This is a genomic window from Asticcacaulis sp. AC460 (genome assembly GCF_000495795.1).
Taxonomy (GTDB): Bacteria; Pseudomonadota; Alphaproteobacteria; order Caulobacterales; family Caulobacteraceae; genus Asticcacaulis.
On record NZ_AWGD01000045.1, the window covers coordinates 33,823 to 52,206 of the forward strand.

General features: G+C 59.6%; 24 protein-coding genes. 22 read left to right on the forward strand and 2 right to left on the reverse strand.

Features of this window, described 5'->3' with window-relative positions:
- The first annotated feature begins 43 nt into the window (after window positions 1-43).
- The 15 genes from ABAC460_RS47105 to ABAC460_RS47170 are packed head-to-tail and all read left to right on the forward strand — an operon-like array spanning window position 44 to window position 12,034.
- A complete protein-coding gene (locus ABAC460_RS47105; RefSeq protein WP_081716697.1) occupies window positions 44-601 on the forward strand; it encodes a head-tail connector protein in 558 nt (185 codons plus the stop codon).
- Complete coding sequence (locus ABAC460_RS47110; protein WP_023455884.1) at window positions 601-945, forward strand: phage head completion protein; 345 nt, start codon at window positions 601-603, stop codon at window positions 943-945. The genes ABAC460_RS47105 and ABAC460_RS47110 overlap by 1 nt, the downstream gene beginning before the upstream one ends.
- A gap of 11 nt (window positions 946-956) precedes the next feature.
- The gene (locus ABAC460_RS47115) at window positions 957-1,208 is read left to right on the forward strand and encodes a hypothetical protein (RefSeq protein WP_155914769.1); all 252 of its coding nucleotides are present in this window, start codon (window positions 957-959) and stop codon (window positions 1,206-1,208) included.
- Entirely contained in the window at window positions 1,208-1,618 is a 411-nt protein-coding gene (gp17, locus tag ABAC460_RS47120) for a tail completion protein gp17 (protein WP_023455886.1), read from the forward strand. Before ABAC460_RS47115 ends, gp17 begins: the two co-directional genes overlap by 1 nt.
- A 6-nt stretch (window positions 1,619-1,624) precedes the next feature.
- Entirely contained in the window at window positions 1,625-2,050 is a 426-nt protein-coding gene (locus tag ABAC460_RS47125) for a phage major tail protein, TP901-1 family (protein ID WP_023455887.1), read from the forward strand.
- A gap of 2 nt (window positions 2,051-2,052) precedes the next feature.
- Complete coding sequence (locus ABAC460_RS47130) at window positions 2,053-2,406, forward strand: hypothetical protein (RefSeq protein WP_023455888.1); 354 nt, start codon at window positions 2,053-2,055, stop codon at window positions 2,404-2,406.
- Window positions 2,407-2,429: 23 nt separating this feature from the next.
- On the forward strand, window positions 2,430-2,606 hold the full coding sequence (locus tag ABAC460_RS50065; RefSeq protein ID WP_023455889.1) for a hypothetical protein: 177 nt from the start codon (window positions 2,430-2,432) through the stop codon (window positions 2,604-2,606).
- On the forward strand, window positions 2,603-4,873 hold the full coding sequence (locus ABAC460_RS47135; RefSeq protein WP_023455890.1) for a phage tail length tape measure family protein: 2,271 nt from the start codon (window positions 2,603-2,605) through the stop codon (window positions 4,871-4,873). The genes ABAC460_RS50065 and ABAC460_RS47135 overlap by 4 nt, the downstream gene beginning before the upstream one ends.
- A 1-nt stretch (window position 4,874) precedes the next feature.
- Window positions 4,875-5,558, forward strand: coding sequence for a hypothetical protein (locus ABAC460_RS47140; RefSeq protein WP_023455891.1), 684 nt, complete (start codon window positions 4,875-4,877; stop codon window positions 5,556-5,558).
- Window positions 5,555-6,163, forward strand: a complete 609-nt coding sequence (locus tag ABAC460_RS47145) for a hypothetical protein (protein ID WP_023455892.1) — start codon at window positions 5,555-5,557, stop codon at window positions 6,161-6,163. The genes ABAC460_RS47140 and ABAC460_RS47145 overlap by 4 nt, the downstream gene beginning before the upstream one ends.
- Entirely contained in the window at window positions 6,151-6,528 is a 378-nt protein-coding gene (locus ABAC460_RS47150) for a DUF6950 family protein (RefSeq protein ID WP_023455893.1), read from the forward strand. Before ABAC460_RS47145 ends, ABAC460_RS47150 begins: the two co-directional genes overlap by 13 nt.
- Window positions 6,528-8,684: a fibronectin type III domain-containing protein gene (locus tag ABAC460_RS47155; protein WP_023455894.1), complete on the forward strand. Its 2,157-nt coding sequence runs from the start codon at window positions 6,528-6,530 to the stop codon at window positions 8,682-8,684. Before ABAC460_RS47150 ends, ABAC460_RS47155 begins: the two co-directional genes overlap by 1 nt.
- Before the next feature lie 9 nt (window positions 8,685-8,693).
- Complete coding sequence (locus tag ABAC460_RS47160) at window positions 8,694-9,065, forward strand: hypothetical protein (protein WP_023455895.1); 372 nt, start codon at window positions 8,694-8,696, stop codon at window positions 9,063-9,065.
- Window positions 9,062-11,764 carry a hypothetical protein gene (locus ABAC460_RS48700; protein ID WP_023455896.1) on the forward strand — a complete coding sequence of 901 codons (2,703 nt, stop codon included), beginning with the start codon at window positions 9,062-9,064 and terminating at the stop codon, window positions 11,762-11,764. Before ABAC460_RS47160 ends, ABAC460_RS48700 begins: the two co-directional genes overlap by 4 nt.
- 27 nt (window positions 11,765-11,791) lie before the next feature.
- Entirely contained in the window at window positions 11,792-12,034 is a 243-nt protein-coding gene (locus ABAC460_RS47170; RefSeq protein WP_023455897.1) for a hypothetical protein, read from the forward strand.
- 43 nt (window positions 12,035-12,077) lie between these two features.
- On the opposite strand, the gene ABAC460_RS47175 is transcribed toward ABAC460_RS47170, so the two are convergent.
- Entirely contained in the window at window positions 12,078-12,965 is an 888-nt protein-coding gene (locus tag ABAC460_RS47175) for a hypothetical protein (RefSeq protein WP_023455898.1), read from the reverse strand.
- Window positions 12,966-13,105: 140 nt separating this feature from the next.
- Between ABAC460_RS47175 and ABAC460_RS50070 the strand changes: the two genes are divergently transcribed.
- From ABAC460_RS50070 to ABAC460_RS47200, 7 genes are all read left to right on the forward strand, one after another.
- Complete coding sequence (locus ABAC460_RS50070) at window positions 13,106-14,131, forward strand: hypothetical protein (protein WP_155914770.1); 1,026 nt, start codon at window positions 13,106-13,108, stop codon at window positions 14,129-14,131.
- A gap of 24 nt (window positions 14,132-14,155) precedes the next feature.
- Window positions 14,156-14,887, forward strand: a complete 732-nt coding sequence (locus tag ABAC460_RS49305; protein ID WP_081716698.1) for a class I SAM-dependent methyltransferase — start codon at window positions 14,156-14,158, stop codon at window positions 14,885-14,887.
- Between the two features lie 86 nt (window positions 14,888-14,973).
- Window positions 14,974-15,708 (forward strand): class I SAM-dependent methyltransferase, encoded by a 735-nt coding sequence (locus ABAC460_RS49310; protein WP_162150358.1) that lies wholly within the window; start codon window positions 14,974-14,976, stop codon window positions 15,706-15,708.
- A 144-nt stretch (window positions 15,709-15,852) separates the two neighbouring features.
- On the forward strand, window positions 15,853-16,476 hold the full coding sequence (locus tag ABAC460_RS49315) for a class I SAM-dependent methyltransferase (RefSeq protein WP_162150359.1): 624 nt from the start codon (window positions 15,853-15,855) through the stop codon (window positions 16,474-16,476).
- Between the two features lie 63 nt (window positions 16,477-16,539).
- Window positions 16,540-16,743, forward strand: coding sequence for a hypothetical protein (locus ABAC460_RS47190; RefSeq protein ID WP_023455901.1), 204 nt, complete (start codon window positions 16,540-16,542; stop codon window positions 16,741-16,743).
- A complete protein-coding gene (locus ABAC460_RS47195) occupies window positions 16,740-17,165 on the forward strand; it encodes a M15 family metallopeptidase (protein WP_023455902.1) in 426 nt (141 codons plus the stop codon). The genes ABAC460_RS47190 and ABAC460_RS47195 overlap by 4 nt, the downstream gene beginning before the upstream one ends.
- A 3-nt stretch (window positions 17,166-17,168) precedes the next feature.
- A complete protein-coding gene (locus ABAC460_RS47200; RefSeq protein WP_023455903.1) occupies window positions 17,169-17,393 on the forward strand; it encodes a hypothetical protein in 225 nt (74 codons plus the stop codon).
- A 143-nt stretch (window positions 17,394-17,536) separates the two neighbouring features.
- Here ABAC460_RS47200 and ABAC460_RS47205 read toward each other — a convergent pair.
- Window positions 17,537-18,384, reverse strand: an 848-nt coding sequence (locus ABAC460_RS47205; protein ID WP_023455904.1) for a calcium-binding protein, incomplete at its 5' end; no start/stop codon positions are given.

The following is an 18,384-nucleotide window of genomic DNA, read 5'->3' on the forward strand; positions in this document are numbered from 1 at the left end:
GGGATTCTGTTCCAGCTTTCTCCCATCGTTTGTGCGAGCCTTCATGCTTGAATTGACTATGCCGCCGGCAAGTGAGCCGGTTTCGGTTGCGACCTTGCGCGCCTATCTGCGCATCGAAAGCGCCGATCATGATGTGCTGCTTGCAGAATTGATTGCAGCCGCGCGCGATACCGTCGAGGCCGATTGCGGGCTGTCGCTGGTCGAGACCCATTGGCGGGCCTGGATGAATGTCGGATGCGGGACAACCGTGCGGATCGGCGACGGGCTTTACGATCAGATCGTCGTCGAGCGCGGGCCGGTGCTGGCCATAACCGGCGTGGAACTGGCCGGTGTCGAGGTCGATGCCGGAAACTGGCTGACGCGCGGGCCGCACGGCAAGGCCGTTTATGCCCCCGCCGGGCTGGACCTGTCCGCCGTCCGGATCGATTTCCGTTGCGGTTATGCCGAGCCGGACCTGATCCCGGCGCGGCTGATCCGGGCGATCAAGATGCTGGCCGCGCACTGGTTCGAGAACCGGCAGGCCTATGAGCAAGCGTCACTGGAGGAAATCCGGCTGGGCTACAATAAGCTGGTTTCCGGGTTTCGCCGGATGGTGCTGTGATGGTCGGGTTGCGTGACCTGACCGAGACGGTGGTCGTCCTGCAGGCGGTCTTCGACGCCGACGCCATGGGCGGGCGCCGGGAAAGCTGGGCGCCCTTTGTCACCCGGTCGGCGCATGTCGCCTGGGCTGCGGCGCCAGATGCAAGGTCGGGGCGCGAAGACGGCGGCAATCGCGGTGTGGCGACGGTGCGCTACGACAGCGAAACGGCGGTGATCCAGGCCGGGCAGAGACTGGAAGTCGTATCGCGGGTCGCCGGGGAGGCGGCGTCGCGGACCTATAAAATTTCGAGCGTGGATCCGGCCGGACGGTCGTGGATCCGGCTGAGCTTTGCGGATGTGAAGTGATGGGCGTGAAGATGACCTGGACCGACCTGTCGCAAGGGTTTGTGCGGCAGGAGACGATCCGTATCCGGCGCGCGTTGGAAGCCGCGGCTGAAGCGGCTGTCGCGGAGATCGAAGACCGGATGCCGTGGGCGCGGCTGGAGGTCGCCGGCTCCGACGACGAGGTTTCGGTCGTGGTGGTTCGTGGCGGCGATCTGGCGGCCGATGCGGTCAGGGATCAGGCCGGCGAGATATTGCGCACGGCATCACATAAAGGAGGACGGTGATGGTCGATCGCGTAGCCATTGTCGGCGCTGTTCAGGCCGCGCTACTGGCCGACTCCGGTTTGAGCGGCCTGGTCGGGAACCGGATCTATCTGCTGGAGGCGCCGTCCGATGCTGATGAGCCGCAGACTCCGTACGTTGTCACCGAACGTATTCGGACGCGCGGCAACCACACCGATGCGGCGGCGGAAGGGGTGATCATGACCCTGACCCTGTCGGTGTGGGGGGCGGAAGACGCCGGTCCCGCCATCGTGGCTGCGGCCGGCGACGCCGTTCATGCCGCGCTTAACTGTTGGGGCCATGCCGGCCTTGGCATCCTGCCCAATACCCGCCGAAGCGACACCGACTGTTTCAAGTCGGGGCGGGCCTATGTCGATCAATCCACCTATCGTTTGCACATTTTCGGAGGCTGATACCCCATGACCACTGCATCTGCCGGTCGCCTGATGACCATTACCGTCAACACCTCGGGCACGACCTGGGAAACCCTGCCGGCGCTCCGGTCGAAGAACTTCACCATCAACGGCTCGCCCGTCGATGTCACCAACTCCGACAGCGCCGGCTGGACCGAACTGCTGGGCGGGGAAGGTGTGCGCAATGCGACCTTCCAGGCCGGCGGCGTCGTCGATTATCACGCATCGGAAAAGGCGGTGATGGGGAAGCTGTTCAACTACCGGCTTTACAATACGCTGAAGAGCTACAAGGTTTTCGTCAACGGGCTGGGCACATTCGCCGGCACCTTCTTCCTGACCGAGGTCAGTGAAGCCGGCAACCATGACGGTGAAGTGACCTATTCGATCGGCGGCACGTCGTCGGGCGCGGTCGACTATACGGCGGTATCGTAGTCATGACGATCAAGGCGCGCGGTGGCGATTACGTCACCATCGACGGCGGCAAGCACGCCGTCCTACTGACCCTGCGTGGCCTGGCGGCCGTGGAGGATGACAGCGGCTTTAACGGCGTCGACGAGATCGCCGTGGCGGTGCTCAATGCCCATGTGAAGACCTTTAACCGGCTGCTGGTTGAGTGCCTGGTTGACGGAGGGCTGGAGCGGGAGGCGGCGGCGGCGATCAATGTGTCGTCGGCTGAGTTCCAGGCGGCGTTTCAGGTGGTGAAGACGCTGGTGATGCAGCTCTTCCCAAAAAAAGCGGGCGCCGGGGGCGGGGAAAAGGCGAAAGCGACCTCTGGTCCAACTGGCTGAACCTCGCCCTCGGCAAGATGCGGATGTCGCGGGCCGAGTTCTGGGCGTTGAGCCTGAAGGAATGGAACTGCGCGGTTGAGGGATTCCTTGAATTCACCTGCGCAGCGCCCGATCCGATTGACGATCCGATAGATCCCCAGGAACTGGCGGCTCACAATAAAGCGTGGGCCGCCGAGAAACAGAAGCACGGCTGGACATGAGTATCAGACTGGGCGAGGCCCACTATCAGTTCACGATCGACGACGACGGTCTGGTCGCGGGGTTGAAGCGCGCCCGGGCGCGCGTTCGGACCGAGGCGAATGCCATGGCCGCCGATATACGGCGCGTCGGTGCTTCGTTCGATGCCCTCGGAACCCAGGCGGACCGTGCCGGACGACGCGCGGGCGCGGAACTGGAACGCATCCGCCGAACTCGACAGAGTCGCACGGAGGAGGTCGATGCGACGCCACCGGCGGCGGGCGGGAATCGTGGTGCAAACGGTCGGCCGCCGCGTTCACCGGGACGTTTCAACGACCTGATCAGCGAAGGCGCCAGTGCGGCGGAAAGCCTGATGTCGGGTACATCTTTGGCGATGGCAGCGCTGCAGCATGGTCCAAAATTGCTCGACGCCCTTGCGGCAGCCGGCATTCGTGTCAGCGCCGCTTTCGGGCCGATAGGCGTGATCGTTGCCGCCGTTGGAACGGCGATCATCGGATTGGGCGCTAACGCGCTGCGGACGGAGCGCGACCTGACGACCTTCAACGGGCAGATCGCGGCGCTGGCTCACGGATCAAGTTTTAACGCGGAGGCCTTGACCGATGTGGCGCGGGCCCTTGACGCCCAGGGCGCATCCGCGGAGAGCGCGCGTCAGGCTGTATCGGTGTTTCTTCGTGAGGGTGTTCATCCGGAAAGGATCGGCGAGTTCGGCAATGCGGCGACGCATTTATCAAAGGTGCTGGGGATCGACCTGGTGGGGGCATCGCAGCAGGTCTCGGACGCGTTCACCGGCAACTATGACGATGTCGTCAAGCTGGATGATAGTCTGCATTTCCTGACCGATAGCGAGAGGACGCATATTCAGGCTTTGTTCGATAGCGGGAAGGCGTCGGATGCACGCAATGAAGCGTTCCGGATTTTCACCGAAACCTATGCGAAAGCCTACAATGACAGCCTTACCGCTGGCGAAAACCTGACACGCAGTCTGAGCGGAGCGTGGGACAATCTGGTTCAGAGTATTGCCAATATCGGTCCGATCAAGGACGCGACGGATGCTATAGGCGATCTGGTCAACCAACTGGCCAACTGGGTTTCGCAATTTGCTGAAGTCGAAACGCTGACCCAGGATCAGTTGCAAGTCCGCGGCATGAAGAACATGGGCGCTCTGTCCGTCGCTGAAAAGCGGCTGGCGGATGCGACGAAGAATGAAGCCAATTTCAGGGGGATCATTTACGACCGCAATACCGGCAAAACACTGCCGCAGCTCCAGCAGGAGAAAAAGAACGCGCAGGCCGAAGTCGATCGCCTGAACGAGGAAGCCGGGAAGATCGCAAAAGTCAGGAGTATGGGCGAATGGTCTAAACCGACCACCGATACCACTGTCGATCCCCCCAAAACCAAACGCAACGCAAGGCCAGTCGCGCGTAGCCGTGTTGTTGCGCAGGCCGACATGCCGGTGATGACCATTTATACCGTATTGGAGCAGCTTCCAGAGTCCTTGCGCACGAAGGTGAAGGGATTGCTGAGCGCGCACTTGGCAGCGCAACTGGATGATTTGCGTAAAAAGGCCATCGACGCGAAAGAGGGACCACTGGGACCGCCGAGGCAGGAAGACGTTGGCGTGCTCAAGCAGCCGAATATCGTACCGTTCGAAGAGTCGCTGAAGGATATTCCACGGCTGGCGACGCCGATCAAGGATATGGCTTTCGAGATTGGCACCAGCTTTTCCGATGCCTTCGGGCGCGCCGTCGCCGGCATGACGACGTTCGAGGAGGCCTTCAAAAGCACGCTGCAAAACATGGTCGCCAAATGGGCGTCCTCAGGATTCGAGAAAATTCTCGGCATGCTGATCGGGGGTAACGCCGCCCAGGATGCCGGTTATGGCCACGACGGAATCTTCGGGGGCGGCGGGATTTTCGGCCAGGGTGGGGGTAGCGGGACGTCCGGTGGCTGGATGACGAACCTGATGGATTTTGCCGGGTTTCGTGCTGGGGGCGGGCCCGTTGAGGCTGGCCGGGCCTATGTGGTCGGGGAGAAACGGCCCGAATTGTTTGTGCCGCGTGTGTCCGGAACCATTATGCCGCACGTCAATGCTGCAGCGGGTGGGCCGATGATCGTGCGCGTCGAGGTCGATAAATCGAAATATTTCGATGTCCACGTCAATGCCGTCAGCGCGCGTAATGCGCGAGCGGCGGCCGGACGGGCGGTCGAGATTGCCAATCAAACCGCTTACGGCAGCGTCCGCCGAAGCGATACCTACGAGGCGGCATAAGGTGGCGGATCTGGTCTGGCCTTGCGGCCTTTTTCATTGCCCCGATCCGGTGGTGACTCTGATCGGCAATTCGCAATCAGGTGGTATCGCCATAGATGGCGCCCGGTCGCAGACGGTCGACACCTCGGCCGGCGGTTCCTGGCGCATCCAGATCGATGCTTTGCTGAAGAGCAAGGAGTCGGTCCTGGCCGCGGAGGCGTGGCTGGCCCTGATTGGGTCCGGCGTGCCGTCGCTGATCCTGCCGCTGCGACAGGCCAGGTCGCAGGTCGGTGGCGGCGATCCCGCGCGGACGTTTGAGACTTCGGCCTTTCCGGCGCGGGTGACGTTCGATCCGGCCGACTACACCCAGGCGATTTCGCTCGCCGTCAATTCGGCCGCGGCCAACCGGCAGACGACGATCGTTCTGGACTGCGCCGGTACGATCCGGGCCGGCAAGTTCAGTCTTCACCACGGGGACCGGTGGCGGATCTACGAACTGGTCGTCAAGGGAGCTACGTCGGGGACTGACCAAACCTTCGAGATACGGCCGCCGCTTCGGGGCGCCGTGGCCGAAGGCGCGACCGCGTACATGTCCTACTGCTTCCTGCACGTCCATGCCGAACCGGGGTCGTTTCAGATCGACTATGACGGGCTGTCGAAAGCGACGGGCCGTTTGCAGGTGACGTTCGTGGAGGCGCGGCCGTGATTATCGGTGATGACCAACTGGCATTGCTGCGGGCCGAGACGGTCAGCATCGTGCCGATCCTCTATATCGATACGCCCACACCCGTCCGCGCCGCGGCTTCGTTCGGGACATTTGCGCTGGCGGGGGATGCCGTCGATGTGACCGGCGGGACCTATCTGGGTATCGGCGAGGTTACCGGGCTTCCGTCGCTGACCAGCCTGATCAACGGCCAGGCTTCGCGGGTGGATCTGGGGATGTCGGCCTATGGCGTGCAGGGGGCTGATCTGGCGGCCGGGTTGGAAACCGACTCGTCCGACCTTCGCTATGCCGGTGCCTCCATCGGTTTCCTGGTCCTCGATCCGGTCGATTTGCAGCCTGTCGGAACGCCTTTCTGGCTGTGGACGGGAACGATCGACAAGTGTTCGGTGTCCAAGGAGCAGTCCGACAGTGACATGGGGCCCAGGACGTCGATCAGCATCAGCATCGGATCGCAGTTCGTCCGGCGCCGGCAGGGCAACCCCGCCTATTACACCGACAGCGACCAGAAAACCCGATCGTCGGACGACGATTTTTGCAGAAATGTGCGCGGTTACGCCAACGAGACGACAAAGCCATGGCCAGTTTAGACGATTTTCTTTCGCGGTTGTCGGCGACCCGCTTCGCCTACGGTCTGAGCGATTGCGCCAAGACCATTGCGGCGTGGCTGGTCGAGAACGGCCACCCCGACCTTTCGGAACCCTTCGGCGTCTATGACGAGGGCGGGGCGGAGGCGTTGCTGCGCCATTTCGGCGGGCTTGTGGCCCTGTGTGAGCACGGGCTGACGTCGCTTAGGGTCACGGATCAGCCCCGGCGCGGTGACGTCGGCGTCGTGTCGGCAGCCGGCTTGCTGGAGCCGATGATGGCGATCTGCACGGGCAAACGCTGGGCGCTGCAGGGGCGGCGTGGCGTTCTGATCTGCCCGGCCAAATGCCTGAAGGCGTGGACGGTCTGATGGGAGATCCGATTTCAGCGTTTGCCGCCTGGGTCACCCAGGCTCTGGGGTTTACGGCCGGCACCGCGGCCTATGCCGCCGTCTATGCGGCCGTCTATGTCGCAACGGCCTATACGGTTTCGACGGCGCTCAGTTCGGTGGGCCGCAAGGATATTCCGGCCGGTGAGGCGGCCTACCAGACGACCAAACAACCTATCCCTGAGCGTATGCGGGCCTTCGGCCGGGTGCGCATCTCGGGGTCGTACATGCTGTATGCGGCCAAGGACACCGACAGTTACGACGTCATCGCGCTGCACGACGGTGAGATCGAGAGCATCGAGGCCTATTATCTCAATGACTTTGTGGTCACGCTGAATGGGTCGAACTTTGTCATATCGCCGGACGACAAGACCTTCGGCGTGAATGACGACCGTGTTCGCATCTATACGCGTCTGGGGCTGGCCACGGAGACCAGCTACAGCCAGGCCACGGCGGCGCTGCCGTCCTTGTGGCCGGCGACGGCGCGCGGCGACGGGATCGCCAGCCTGTTGCTGATCTGCCAGAATCCGCCGCTCGACAAGTTTTCGATCGACTATCCGCAGGGGCTTCCGGCGCCTTCGGTCGAGATGAAGGCGCGGAAGGTCTATGACTGGCGCCGCGACGACACGCGCGACGGCGGGGTGGGCGATCATCGCATCGACGACGCCGATAGCTGGGAATGGAGCGACAACCCTATAGTTTGCCTGGCGCACTATCTGGTCCAGGACGTCGGCAAGAATTTCGAACGGGTCATCAATCCCAATCTGCGGTTCTGGTCGACGGCGGCGAATGTCTGCGACGAAAGCGTGATGCTGCCGGATCTGTCCAGCCAGGCGCGATATGCGCTGGGGGGCGTCTATTACGTCAGCAATGCGCCGTCGGTGGTGGTCGATAATATGTTGAAGGCGTGTTCCGGCTATCTGGCCGAGGACGGGCGCGGCGGATTGATCGTCTATGCCGGCAAGTGGTTGAATCCGGAGGATCTGGTCGAAATCGACGATACGCTGGACATTATCGATGGCTATTACTTCGAGCGCGGGGTCGATGCCGAAGCCGACAGCAACGCGTTCGATATCGTCTACACCCATGCGGCGGAGGCTTATAAGGAGGGCGATGCTGGTCGGTGGCGAAACGAAGCCCTGATCAGCGAGGCCGGAGAGGTTCGCGCCGGCCGGCTGGATCTGCCGTGGGTGCAAAATCACTGGCAGGCCCAGCGCATCGCCAAGATCCATGACGCCAAGGTCAATGCCCGCCTGCGCGGTTACGTGGTCGGCGGGCTGTCGCTGATCCGATGTATGGGGGAGATGCTGGTCAAGCTGAAGATTTCCGATTGTGCGGCTTTGGACGGCATCGTCGTCATGCCGACCCGGGTGGAGATTGTCGACTTGATCTCGGGGAAGGTTCGCATGACCTTCGTCGAGATGACGGAAGATGCCTTCGCGTTCGAGGACGACGAGTATATCGAGATCGACACGGCGGCCAGTGGCGGTACGGGAACCAATACGGTCGGGGTGCCTAATATCAACGATTACGAGCTGCTGGACTATGTCCAGATCAGTCCGGGCGTTTATCAGGCACGGTACACCCTGCATTTGAGTAACGCCTACCGGTCCGATGTCGCCTATCAATACCAGTATTCCACGGACGGTGGTGCGACCTGGAGCGGGCCGGTTTATGCCGGGTCGACAAGCGACAGCGGTCATGCGGATATCGTGACCGGTCCCATGCCATCGGAGGCGGTCATCCTGCAATGCCGCGCCGTTTTCGGTGGCGGGTATGGCGGGCCGGCGACGACCGAATGGGGATCATCGGGCGGTCCCGGCAGCGGCGCCTTCGTTCCGGACATCGGGGCGGAGGCGTTCGGGCCCGTGGCGCCGGGGCGGACCTACAGCGCGCCGGACCTGACCGTGACGTGGACGGCGACGGGGTGGCCTGCGGTTACAGGTTATCGGGTGTTCACGACCAGCGGCAGTAGCTTTACGAGCCCGACCGATATCAGCGGATTGATCACGGCGACCAGCCACGTCGAAAGCGGACTGGCGGCCGGGACCTATTATCTGTGGGTACGAGCAGAAAACGCGGCCGGATTTACGTCCGTCCCGGTTCCGACGTCGCCGGCATTCATCACAATTCCATAGGACAGAGCCATGCCCGTTACCTATGCCCCCGTGCCTTTGATGGCCACGGCCGGGACCTTTTTTGCCGCGGGGCTGACCCTGATGGCGCATGTCGAGAACGGGGCGTTCGAGCCCGTCGACCTCAATGACTATACCGGTTTCCGCTTTGCGTGCGGGCCGGTGGCGGTGGTGGAGAACGATGCAGAGGGGGAGAGCGGATTGACCATCATCGATGCCGCCGCCGGGGAGGTCGATGTGCGGTTGTCGGCGGAAGACTTGGCGCAGTTTGTCCTGAAAGAGGGATTGGAGTTCACTGTGTTCGACTGGCGGCTGACGGCGGTCTATGACGGCGACGACGGTGCCAGCGAGATCGGCTCCGGTGTTCTGCGGGTGCGGCCATGACGGCGCCGCGCAATATCGTCCTGGTTGGCGGGGCGCGCGGGCGGTCGGGATCGCCGCTCTTCTCGGCCTTTGAAGGGGCGGAACGGCGAAGCGTCGCCGACCGCATTCCGCCCGTCGTCCGGTCGGTCGCGGATACGGGCAGGGGGGAGCTGAGCCCGCGGGAGTGGCTGCAGGCGGCGATCGATGCTGCCGGCGATCAGGCCATGCGGCTGGGGCAACGGGTCTATCTGTCGAGCGAGGGACGGCTGTTCGACATCGGCAGCACGCCGATCCAGATGCGGTCGGGGGTGGATCTGGACCTGAGCGGGTCGATCCTCACGCATCAGCGGGTGTCGAACCTCAATGGTGGATCGGTGGCGATCGCTGGCAGCAACCTGCGCAATTTCAGTATTGTCGGCGGCGAGGTTTATGGGCCCGGATCATGGAAATACCAGGGCAAGGTCTATGGATCGTCGGCCTATGCCTTTCAGTTCACCGGGTGCAGCCAGTTCGACATCGACCTTTGGTATTACAACGGCAATTCCGGCCTGTTGCTGAGCAACTGTACGCAGGGCAATGCGACGGTGCGGGGCTATGAGCTGAACGGGCCGGTCCTGGCGATCAAGGGTGGTTCCGAGCTGACCATCGCCGCCGGCATCCGCAACAGCGCGGGTTTCGGCATCTATGGCGACCTGGGCGCCAGCAAGGTGCACGTGCTGTGGGTGCGCAAATGGGTCGATGAGACGCGCTTTACCGCCGACAGCCATCCGTTCCTGTGGTCGCAGCGTGAAATCTCGCACAAGACGGCGTTGAACCGGGTTACCGGGGCGGTGTGGTCGGCGGATAATGGCGGGCGCACGACCTTTACGGTGACGCGCAATCCGATCGTGGCACAGACGGGGATTCCGGCTTTGGCCTTGGGTAAGCGCGTGCGGATCTCGCACGTCGAGTCGACGGTTGCCGACGCTTTCAACGGCGAGTTCGAGATCGTGGCGATGACCGAGACCCAGGTGGTGGTGGCGCACCCGGCGGTGGTGTCGCCGGGGAGCTATGTGACGGGCAGGGCGCTGGGGCGGATGGCCGACCTGGAGACCACCTTCTACACACTGGGCGAAGAGGCCCTGGGGGTGACCTATTCGTGCCGGGAATGGACGTGCGACTACCTGTACGCCCACCGCACGGGGGATGCGGCCTGTTCGCTGACCGGGGACCGGATGCATGTGCGCCACGCCGAGGCCGTCGAGTGCCATCTGGGCGGGGTGCACATGTCCGGGCGGGGGTCGCGGGTCGACCTGGTCACCTCGTATTATAACGGTCACTGGGGTTCGTCGGTGGCGCGGTATGGCGGCGTGGCAGGATCGATGGGATCGTCGGCCGGCAACTATGCCCAGCATTCGAGCTTCGGGAAGATCATCAGCCGCCAGGATATTACCGGCGGCGGGCGGATCGACCGGGAATGGCGCTATGCCAGTTTTGTGCCGGGCGGGGACTGCGGAAAGTCCTATGCCATCGCGTGGAGCGGCACGACGACCGTGGTCGAGGGCGTGTCGGTCAATGTGTACTGGATCTTCCGCGCCAAGGGACCGACCCCGGACTATTTCGGCGAGGTCGATCCGGTGACGCGCGGTTTCGTGGCGCCGGCCGATGGCGATCTGGTCGAGGCGCTCTGGAATGACGGGGATACCGACTGGATCTTCCGGCGGGCCTTCGTCGGGGCGATCGCTCCGATCGCCCCGGTCAACTGTTACTTCGGCGAGATCGACTATGACGGGCCGGCGGTGCGAATGGCCGACAATGTCGGGACGGGGTATGGCAACCGCTATCCGTCGCTGTACGAACCGTATAGCGGGCCGCCGATCTTGCTGAACGGCGAGTTCCTGCAGTGGCCGGCCGGGAGTTTGGCCGTGACCGCGACCGGGACGGAATGGGCGAACGGGTGGTATGCCGTGCGGACCGGAGGCAATGCCACGGTCAGCCGGATCGCCGGCAAGCGTGGGCGCTATGCTGTCCGGATCAAGCGCAACAAGGATACGGGCGGAGCGAACAGCCTGTTGGTGGCGCAGTCGATCACCGGGGACCGGCTGCATGAGCTGAAGGGGAAATATCCGTCGTTCAAGCTGCGGGCGTGGTGCGGCGCGGCCTGGTCGGACAATAATCAGCAGCTTTCGTGGGACCTGAAGTACCGCGAAGCGGTCGCGCCTTTGACCGACGATAATCTCAATCCGGATGCGATCGACCTGTCGAACGGGGCCTGTCCGGTCGTGGCCGCGGAGGGGGATGTCAGTTTCACCTCGACGGCGGTTGTGCCTTCGGAAGCTGAGCAGTTGATCCTGCGGATCTATTACACGCCGGCCCTGGGCACGGCACGGTCGGTCACGGTCACCAGCGGAGGCAGCGGCTATACGTCGGCGCCAACGGTGGTGTTCGGCGGCGGCGGTTCGAATGGTGGAAAGCAGTGGCCGATGGCGCATGCCGTCGTGGCCGGCGGGAAGGTGACCTCGGTGGTGCTGGATTCCGCCGGGGCGAATCTGGAGGCGGCCGTGACGGTGACACTGACGGGCGGTGGGGGCAGTGGGGCGGCTGCGACATGCCGGGCCTATTTTATCGCGGATGACGAGGACTGGCTGGCCTTTGAGCGGCCGGTCTGTGCGCCGTCGGACAGCGATTTCGGCTTCGTGCGCGAACCCGTTGAGGTGACCCGGCTGAGGCTGGGGCTATAGGTTTCACATTTTCTGGAAGGATTTGTTATGGCTGCCGAGATTACGCTGTTCAAGGCGATGGGCGAGGAGGGCGGCCGGATCGGACCCGTGGCGGGCCGGCCGGTGCAGAGCTATGCCGCGACGTTTACGCCGGCGATTACCGGGATCATCCGGGTGTACGCCAATGGCACGCCGGTGGTGCTGACCATCGGCGGCAAGAGCCTGACCGTGCCGTCGGGCTGGGTGGAGTATTTCGCCGTCACGGGCGGCCAGGAAGTGACGGTAGCCTGAGCATGATGGGATTTGGCATCGGTCGGATGGGGCTGGCGTGCAGCTACATCATCACGTCCGGTGCGGTTTCATCTTCCCGCATGACGCGGCCGCTGGGCGCGTTGATCCGACAGGTTGCGCGGGCGGTTATGAGCATTTCTTCGCTGGTTCCGTACTCAATCAACGGATAACGGCGAAGCTTGTTTTCAATGGCGTCCAGCATCTCCTTATAGGGCGGCATTTCCTTGCCTGATCCCTTTAGGCGCAACCATTCCGCCAGTTCGGGATAGCTGATCAGAAACATGACCAGGACATCACGATCGATGGTCGATGCAAAGCCATGGTAGGAATGGAAGTGGGCGACAAAAATACAGCAGGTGTTCCGTCTATATTTGGCGGGATAGTGCGGCGTGAGGTTTTTGTCGTAAAGGACGGTCGCATTGTGCTCGGCTTCTTCGGGAGAAACTTCATGCTCCGGAAAATAGAAAACGAAGGATAGACACTTTGGCGGAATATCGACGTGGATATTCTGAAAACGTCCCGCCTTGGTAAAAAAGAACTCGAATTCTTTGTGGATGGCCAGACTGGCAGCGAATTCTTCGTCCGGGTCCAGGTAAAATTTCTGAAGCAGAAGAAGTTTGACTTCGGTGTCATTGAAGACAGCCCGAAGGCAGTTGATCAGCGGGTGGTCGAACTCAACAAGGTTGAACCGTTTAGTGACGAAAGCCTTGCTGTCCTGCCGGCGATCCTGAAGGTCGTCGCTGTGCTTTTTCTGGAGCATCAGGGCAAGCAGCTCTTCGTAAAACCAGTCGGGAAAAATCTCTTCTATGTAGAGATGACGGAAGGGATCTGTTCCCGCGTCAGTCTCCGTTGCGCGCTGAAGAATATGCGTCCGCAGAGCCGCGACGTCATAGCTGCCAAAGTCAGGCTTGGGGAGGGCGGTACCGTCCATGTCACATCTCAGGTTCGAAAGTCTTTGGAATAGTTCCGGTTTCGTGGACCACCGTAACACGTCACTCCCGACGGGCAAGGGGGTGTGTGCTTTGCAGGCCGATGAGATGAAATTCAAGCTAAAAGGACAGGTTTCGTAAAATGATGGGATTCGGTATCGGCCGTATGGGGCTGGCTTTTCGCGGGCCGAGGCCTACGCCAAGTTGGGTTACTCCTGGAGCGGCTTTTCATATTAAGCCTGTTTCGGGCTGGTCGTGGTTGAAAGGGCGCGAATATACGTCCTGGAGCGCGTTGTTGTCCGATCCAACCGCGGCGACATTTTCGCGGCCGTCGGAGGCTTGGGCACTTACGAGCGCGGGGAATTTTACATTATTTCCAAGCGGCACTCCCGCAGTGACAGATTTGGGATTGCTGGTGGAACCAGCAGAGACAGCGGTGGGTAATTTTTCGCTTCAGCCAGAAGCTTGGGGAACAACAGGAACTCGCGTCTTAGTTACACAAAACCAAATGGGGGCGTTTTCGTTCGATGCTATTAAAATTGCCGGCGACGGCAGTTCAGGCTCCCATTCTATCGCGGGAGGGCAGCAGAACTTTACCTTTACATCTGGTAATACGTATTTTATGTACGTAATAGCCAGTAGTTTGAGTTTTGGTTGTTTTCAACTTGTTGCTGCATCTGCAGCTTTCACTTCTCAGGCGTATTCAAATTTTGATATGAATGGAAATGGGGCAGTTGGTACTAAAGGGAGTTCGGTATCTTCTTCCGGAATTATCAAGTTGACGGAGGGGAGATACCTGATGTGGATGATTGCTCCGTGTATTTCGACCGCGCTTGGAACATTGACATTTGGGCTGGTTCCGGCGAGCAACTCCCCGCGCCTTGCGTCTTCGAATTCGACTTCAAGTGTTATAATTTCGGGGTATCAGATCTCTACGGCAAGCCATTGGGGGTCTCCTATAGAAGTGCAGGGGACAACGCTGGTAAGCCGTGCTGCGGTCGAATTCAAGATAAAGCCCCTCGCCGGAACCTATAACCTTACCTTCAAGTTTGGCGATCAGATAGCTGACCAGGTCCTTTCGGCGGTGGCTATCAATTCGACTGGATATCCGATTCCAATAGACCTCAATGGTCGCTTCATTACCGACATCTTCGGCGTTGCAGCATAGGTAGTCGCAGTGATAGGGTGGGGTATGGACGACGCCAAACCCCGCCACCAGTTGCACACTCAGACTTTTCGCGGCCGACATACTGATTTGATGCAGGAGATTGCATCACGGTTGGTTTTGGCCAATTCACCTCGAATCTTGTCTTTTGGTTGTTCTACTGGGGCCGAATGTCAAGATTTCGCAGAGATTTTCCCGAATGCGGAGATAATTGGTGTTGATGTTAATATTAAAGCATTGGCAAAAGCTAATCTTATAAATGATTTTCGCATCAAATTCATGCATTCTACGGAAGAAAATATACTTTCCGGCGCGCCATATGATATTGTATTTGCTATGAATGTATTGTGTCGTTATCCCTCAACGGAGGGCTTGGATAATATATCTGAAATTTATCCATTTTATATGTTTGATGAGATGATACATGACCTTGATAGGTATTTGAAGCCTGGCGGTGTTTTGGGAATGTATAATTGCCAGTATTTTTTTGATGATACAAAAGTTTATTCCAAATACGCCCCTTTGATGCATGGTGTAAACCTACATAGCGGCTGGATGGAACGATATCGTCCCGACGGGAAGCGGGCGACAAGTATTTATACAACGTACGAAGGGAAGGAATATTCTCGGGAAGAGTGGAGAGCGTTGAAGGCGGTTAGTCCGGATTTAAGGAAAGATTCTGCGAGGCACGAGTGGGTAGCATCGGAAATTTATTCTGGTCGTCATACTGATGTCTCGCTTTGGATCAAGCAGGCATAGTTTATCATATGTTAATTTGTTCATTTTTCGCAAAGTTGCGAAACTGAAATGCGCATGCGTATTGTGTGTAATTTATGGGGATGGGTATGCACGAACTGACTAAACGACACCAAACGCACACAAAAACATTTCATGGGCGACATGCCGATATTTTCCGATCCGCGAGGCGTCTTTTTGGTAGACGTAAAAAGCTGAAGGTACTGTCTTTCGGTTGCTCTACCGGGGAGGAATGCCTCGATTTGGCTGAGGTGTTTCGCTATTCTGATATCACTGGGGTTGATGTCGACCAAGAAGCACTAAAAAAGGCGGCCCATATTCATCATCCCCGCATTTCAATTATGGATTCAACAGAGGGAAATCTTCGTGCGCACGGTCCGTTTGACGCGATTTTTGCGATGAATGTATTTTGCGTTTTTCCAAAATCAAAGCAGTTTGAGGATATTTCTCACCTGTACCCGATCACGCATTTTGATGATGGCCTTCGTCTTCTTCATCGTCATCTTGCTCACGGCGGGATATTGGGTCTATTCAATGCCGCATATTTTTTTGACGACTTTTCATTATTCGATGCGTACCAGCCTGAAGCCAGAGGATTTCCGCCTTATGGTAGTTGGATGGTCAGGCACAAACCTGATGGCCGCCGCGCAAACCGTAATGTCGTACTCTTTCGCGGTGACGAACTGACCGAAGATGAGTGGATCGAGATGAAAAGACAGGATAAGACTCTTCAGGCAAATGGCATTCGCCAAGAGTGGATCAATCCTGAAACTTGCGCCCATCTGCTGCATGATGTGACTTTGTGGCGAAAGATAAAGGATTGAATTTTTTGCTTATTTTGGCAGTGCCTTTCGAAATGTTGAAATAAATCCTTGGGACAGCGTCACCAGATACATACAAGCACTAGGAGGGGGCGAAACCTTCCCTTTCTTCTAGAAGCGGCGGCTATTTTGGGAAGTCGGCGCGCCTTGCGTATTTTGTCATTCGGCTGTTCTTCTGGTGAGGAATGTCTGGACGCGGCGGATGTGTTTCCTAATGCAATTATCAAAGGAGTAGATCTCGACGAAAAGGCGTTGCAGAAGGCGTCGGCTATTTCCCATGACCGAATTTCGATAGAGGAATCGACTTATGAAGCAGTATTTTCTGGCGGCCCTTATGATTTGATATTGGCGATGAGCGTGTTTTGCCGTTTTCCCCTGCGGGAGGAAGTGGTGAATATAAAGGACGTATATGGCTTCGGAAAATTTGTTGATGAAATAAATTTATTACATGATGTATTAAAGCCTGGGGGGATTCTGTGTATTTACAACTCGATGTATTTCTTCGACGATTGTGCCGTATCAATGGACTATTTTCCTATATTGACGCGGACTGTGAACTTTGGCTGGATGGTGAAGTATTATTCGGACGGCGAACCAGCCACGAGAGTGTCCCATTATTGGGAAGGTCAAGACTACAATTACGTTGATTGGATAGGTAAAATTCCATCCGGGTTTGCCAGAAACAGGGAGGCTATAAACCATTTTTGGCTTAATCCCGGTTCTCGAGGGTCGCGGCGTGTTGATACGCCTTTCTGGCGCAAACGCCGCTAACAAGATTTAACAAAATACTCTGCAAGCGCCGCTCCACAGCGGCGTTTTTTATTGGGGAATTGTATGAAACTCGAAGTTCAGCATGTGCTGGTTTTTGCCCTGATCGGGTTTGTCGCCTTTATCCTCGTTGTGCTGGCGTTTGTGCCCGTGCCGGTCGGGAACCAGGACATGTTCATCCAGGCCGGCGCCGCCATCATCGGCATCCTCACGCTCGTTGCCGGATATTACTGGGGCAAGTCACGCAACAGCGGGGAGGGCGGCCAATGATCAATACCCGGGATATCGCCGCGCTCCATCCCATCGTCGCGGCCAAGGCGCGCGCGTTCCTCGAAAGCTGTAATGCCCAGGGGATCGAACTCCTCGTCACCTCCACCTATCGTGACCACGACAGCCAGGATGCGCTCTATGCCCAGGGACGCAGCCGGCCCGGCAAAAAGGTCACCAATGCAAAGGGCGGACAGTCCTTTCATAACTGGCGGGTGGCGTTCGATGTCGTGCCGCTGCGGCTGGGCAAGCCGGTGTGGGGAACCGCCTGTGAAGACCGCCGGCTGTGGCTGAGGATCGGGGCTATCGGCAAGGCGCACGGGCTGGACTGGGCCGGGGACTGGACCCGGTTTCGCGAGTATCCGCACTTTCAATATACCGGCGGGCGGTCGCTGGCCGATTTTCAAGCCGGGAAGGGGTTGTAAGCCATGACGGAACAGACGGTCGCCGAGCGGGCATTGGACGCGGCGTTCAAGGCTCAGGCCGATATTTCGACCCACGAGCAGGTGTGCGCCGAGCGCTACAGCCGCATCGATGACGGGCTGACCACGGTGAAAGGGGATGTGAAGGATCTCACCAATCGGGTCAATCTGTTGCTGATCGGCGTAGGGGGCGCGATGTTCACGGTGATCATGGCGCTGGTGTTCAAGTAGGGGAGGGCGGGGGCTGGGCTGCCTTCTGCAAGATACCCCTCCACCGCTCCCCGCAAGTGGAGAGGAGAAGAATTGCCTTTTACTGAAAGAAAAAGGCCGGCGGTTTCCCGCCGGCCTTTCTCAGTTTGCGCGGAACCTTCGTCTTACACCAGGAAGACCAGGTCCGACTTGGTGATGGTGACATTGTTGTCGAAGACGACGGTGGCCGTAACGCCGCCGCTGCCGGTGCCGTTGCTGTCCCAAACCAGGGTGTGGGTCGTCGTGTTGTAGATGAACTGACCGACATTGCCGACCGCCGTACCGTTGGCGTTGCTGGTGAACAGGGTGTTGGCCAGGCTGTTGGTGAACTCCGACGCGTTGAACGCCAGGTGGTCGACGCCCACCTGGAAGTCCGTGACGTGGTCGGTGCCGCCACCCGTCTTGTTGAAGGCGAAGCGATCGGCGCCGTCACCGCCGGTCAGGTTGTCATTGCCCGTGCCGCCGAAGATGGAGTCGGCGCCGGCGCCGGCAGTGATGGTGTCCGCACCCGCACCGCCGTCCAGGGCGTTGGCCCCGATATTGCCGGTGATGGTGTTGTTCATGGTGTTGCCAAAGCCGTAGATGTCGCCCGCGCCGTCCAGGGTCAGCTTCTCGACGTTGGCTGCCAAGGTGCGGGAGACGGTCGAGATGACCGTGTCCGTACCCGCGCCGGAGATCGAGTCTTCGAAGACGACGTCATTGGCATCGTTGACGTAGTAGACGTCGGAGCCCTGACCGCCGGCCATGGAGTCGGCACCCGCGCCACCGTCGAGGGTGTCGTTGCCTTCACCGCCAGAGATGGTGTCGTTGCCGTCCATGCCATAGAGCTGGTTGGAACCGCGGCCGCCGGTGACGTGGTTGGCCACCGCGTTGCCCCAGGCATTGGTCGCCGCCGTACCCCAGCTGGCCAGTTCGACGTTTTCCAGGTTGTCGGCCAGGGTGTAGCTGACCTGGGAGATAACCGTGTCAGCCG

Excerpts from the sequence above, each read along its gene's own strand:
- ABAC460_RS49305 (WP_081716698.1), top strand. The coding sequence starts at position 14,156 with ATGGACGACGCCAAACCCCGCCACCAGTTGCACACTCAGACTTTTCGC.
- ABAC460_RS47200 (WP_023455903.1), top strand. The coding sequence starts at position 17,169 with ATGACGGAACAGACGGTCGCCGAGCGGGCATTGGACGCGGCGTTCAAG.
- ABAC460_RS50065 (WP_023455889.1), top strand. The coding sequence starts at position 2,430 with ATGTCGCGGGCCGAGTTCTGGGCGTTGAGCCTGAAGGAATGGAACTGC.
- ABAC460_RS50070 (WP_155914770.1), top strand. The coding sequence starts at position 13,106 with ATGATGGGATTCGGTATCGGCCGTATGGGGCTGGCTTTTCGCGGGCCG.
- ABAC460_RS47175 (WP_023455898.1), bottom strand. The coding sequence starts at position 12,965 with ATGGACGGTACCGCCCTCCCCAAGCCTGACTTTGGCAGCTATGACGTC.
- ABAC460_RS47190 (WP_023455901.1), top strand. The coding sequence starts at position 16,540 with ATGAAACTCGAAGTTCAGCATGTGCTGGTTTTTGCCCTGATCGGGTTT.
- ABAC460_RS47105 (WP_081716697.1), top strand. The coding sequence starts at position 44 with ATGCTTGAATTGACTATGCCGCCGGCAAGTGAGCCGGTTTCGGTTGCG.
- ABAC460_RS47155 (WP_023455894.1), top strand. The coding sequence starts at position 6,528 with ATGGGAGATCCGATTTCAGCGTTTGCCGCCTGGGTCACCCAGGCTCTG.
- ABAC460_RS47170 (WP_023455897.1), top strand. The coding sequence starts at position 11,792 with ATGGCTGCCGAGATTACGCTGTTCAAGGCGATGGGCGAGGAGGGCGGC.
- ABAC460_RS47195 (WP_023455902.1), top strand. The coding sequence starts at position 16,740 with ATGATCAATACCCGGGATATCGCCGCGCTCCATCCCATCGTCGCGGCC.
- ABAC460_RS47150 (WP_023455893.1), top strand. The coding sequence starts at position 6,151 with ATGGCCAGTTTAGACGATTTTCTTTCGCGGTTGTCGGCGACCCGCTTC.
- ABAC460_RS47110 (WP_023455884.1), top strand. The coding sequence starts at position 601 with ATGGTCGGGTTGCGTGACCTGACCGAGACGGTGGTCGTCCTGCAGGCG.
- ABAC460_RS47115 (WP_155914769.1), top strand. The coding sequence starts at position 957 with ATGACCTGGACCGACCTGTCGCAAGGGTTTGTGCGGCAGGAGACGATC.
- gp17 (WP_023455886.1), top strand. The coding sequence starts at position 1,208 with ATGGTCGATCGCGTAGCCATTGTCGGCGCTGTTCAGGCCGCGCTACTG.
- ABAC460_RS47160 (WP_023455895.1), top strand. The coding sequence starts at position 8,694 with ATGCCCGTTACCTATGCCCCCGTGCCTTTGATGGCCACGGCCGGGACC.
- ABAC460_RS49310 (WP_162150358.1), top strand. The coding sequence starts at position 14,974 with ATGCACGAACTGACTAAACGACACCAAACGCACACAAAAACATTTCAT.
- ABAC460_RS47130 (WP_023455888.1), top strand. The coding sequence starts at position 2,053 with ATGACGATCAAGGCGCGCGGTGGCGATTACGTCACCATCGACGGCGGC.
- ABAC460_RS48700 (WP_023455896.1), top strand. The coding sequence starts at position 9,062 with ATGACGGCGCCGCGCAATATCGTCCTGGTTGGCGGGGCGCGCGGGCGG.
- ABAC460_RS47135 (WP_023455890.1), top strand. The coding sequence starts at position 2,603 with ATGAGTATCAGACTGGGCGAGGCCCACTATCAGTTCACGATCGACGAC.
- ABAC460_RS47125 (WP_023455887.1), top strand. The coding sequence starts at position 1,625 with ATGACCACTGCATCTGCCGGTCGCCTGATGACCATTACCGTCAACACC.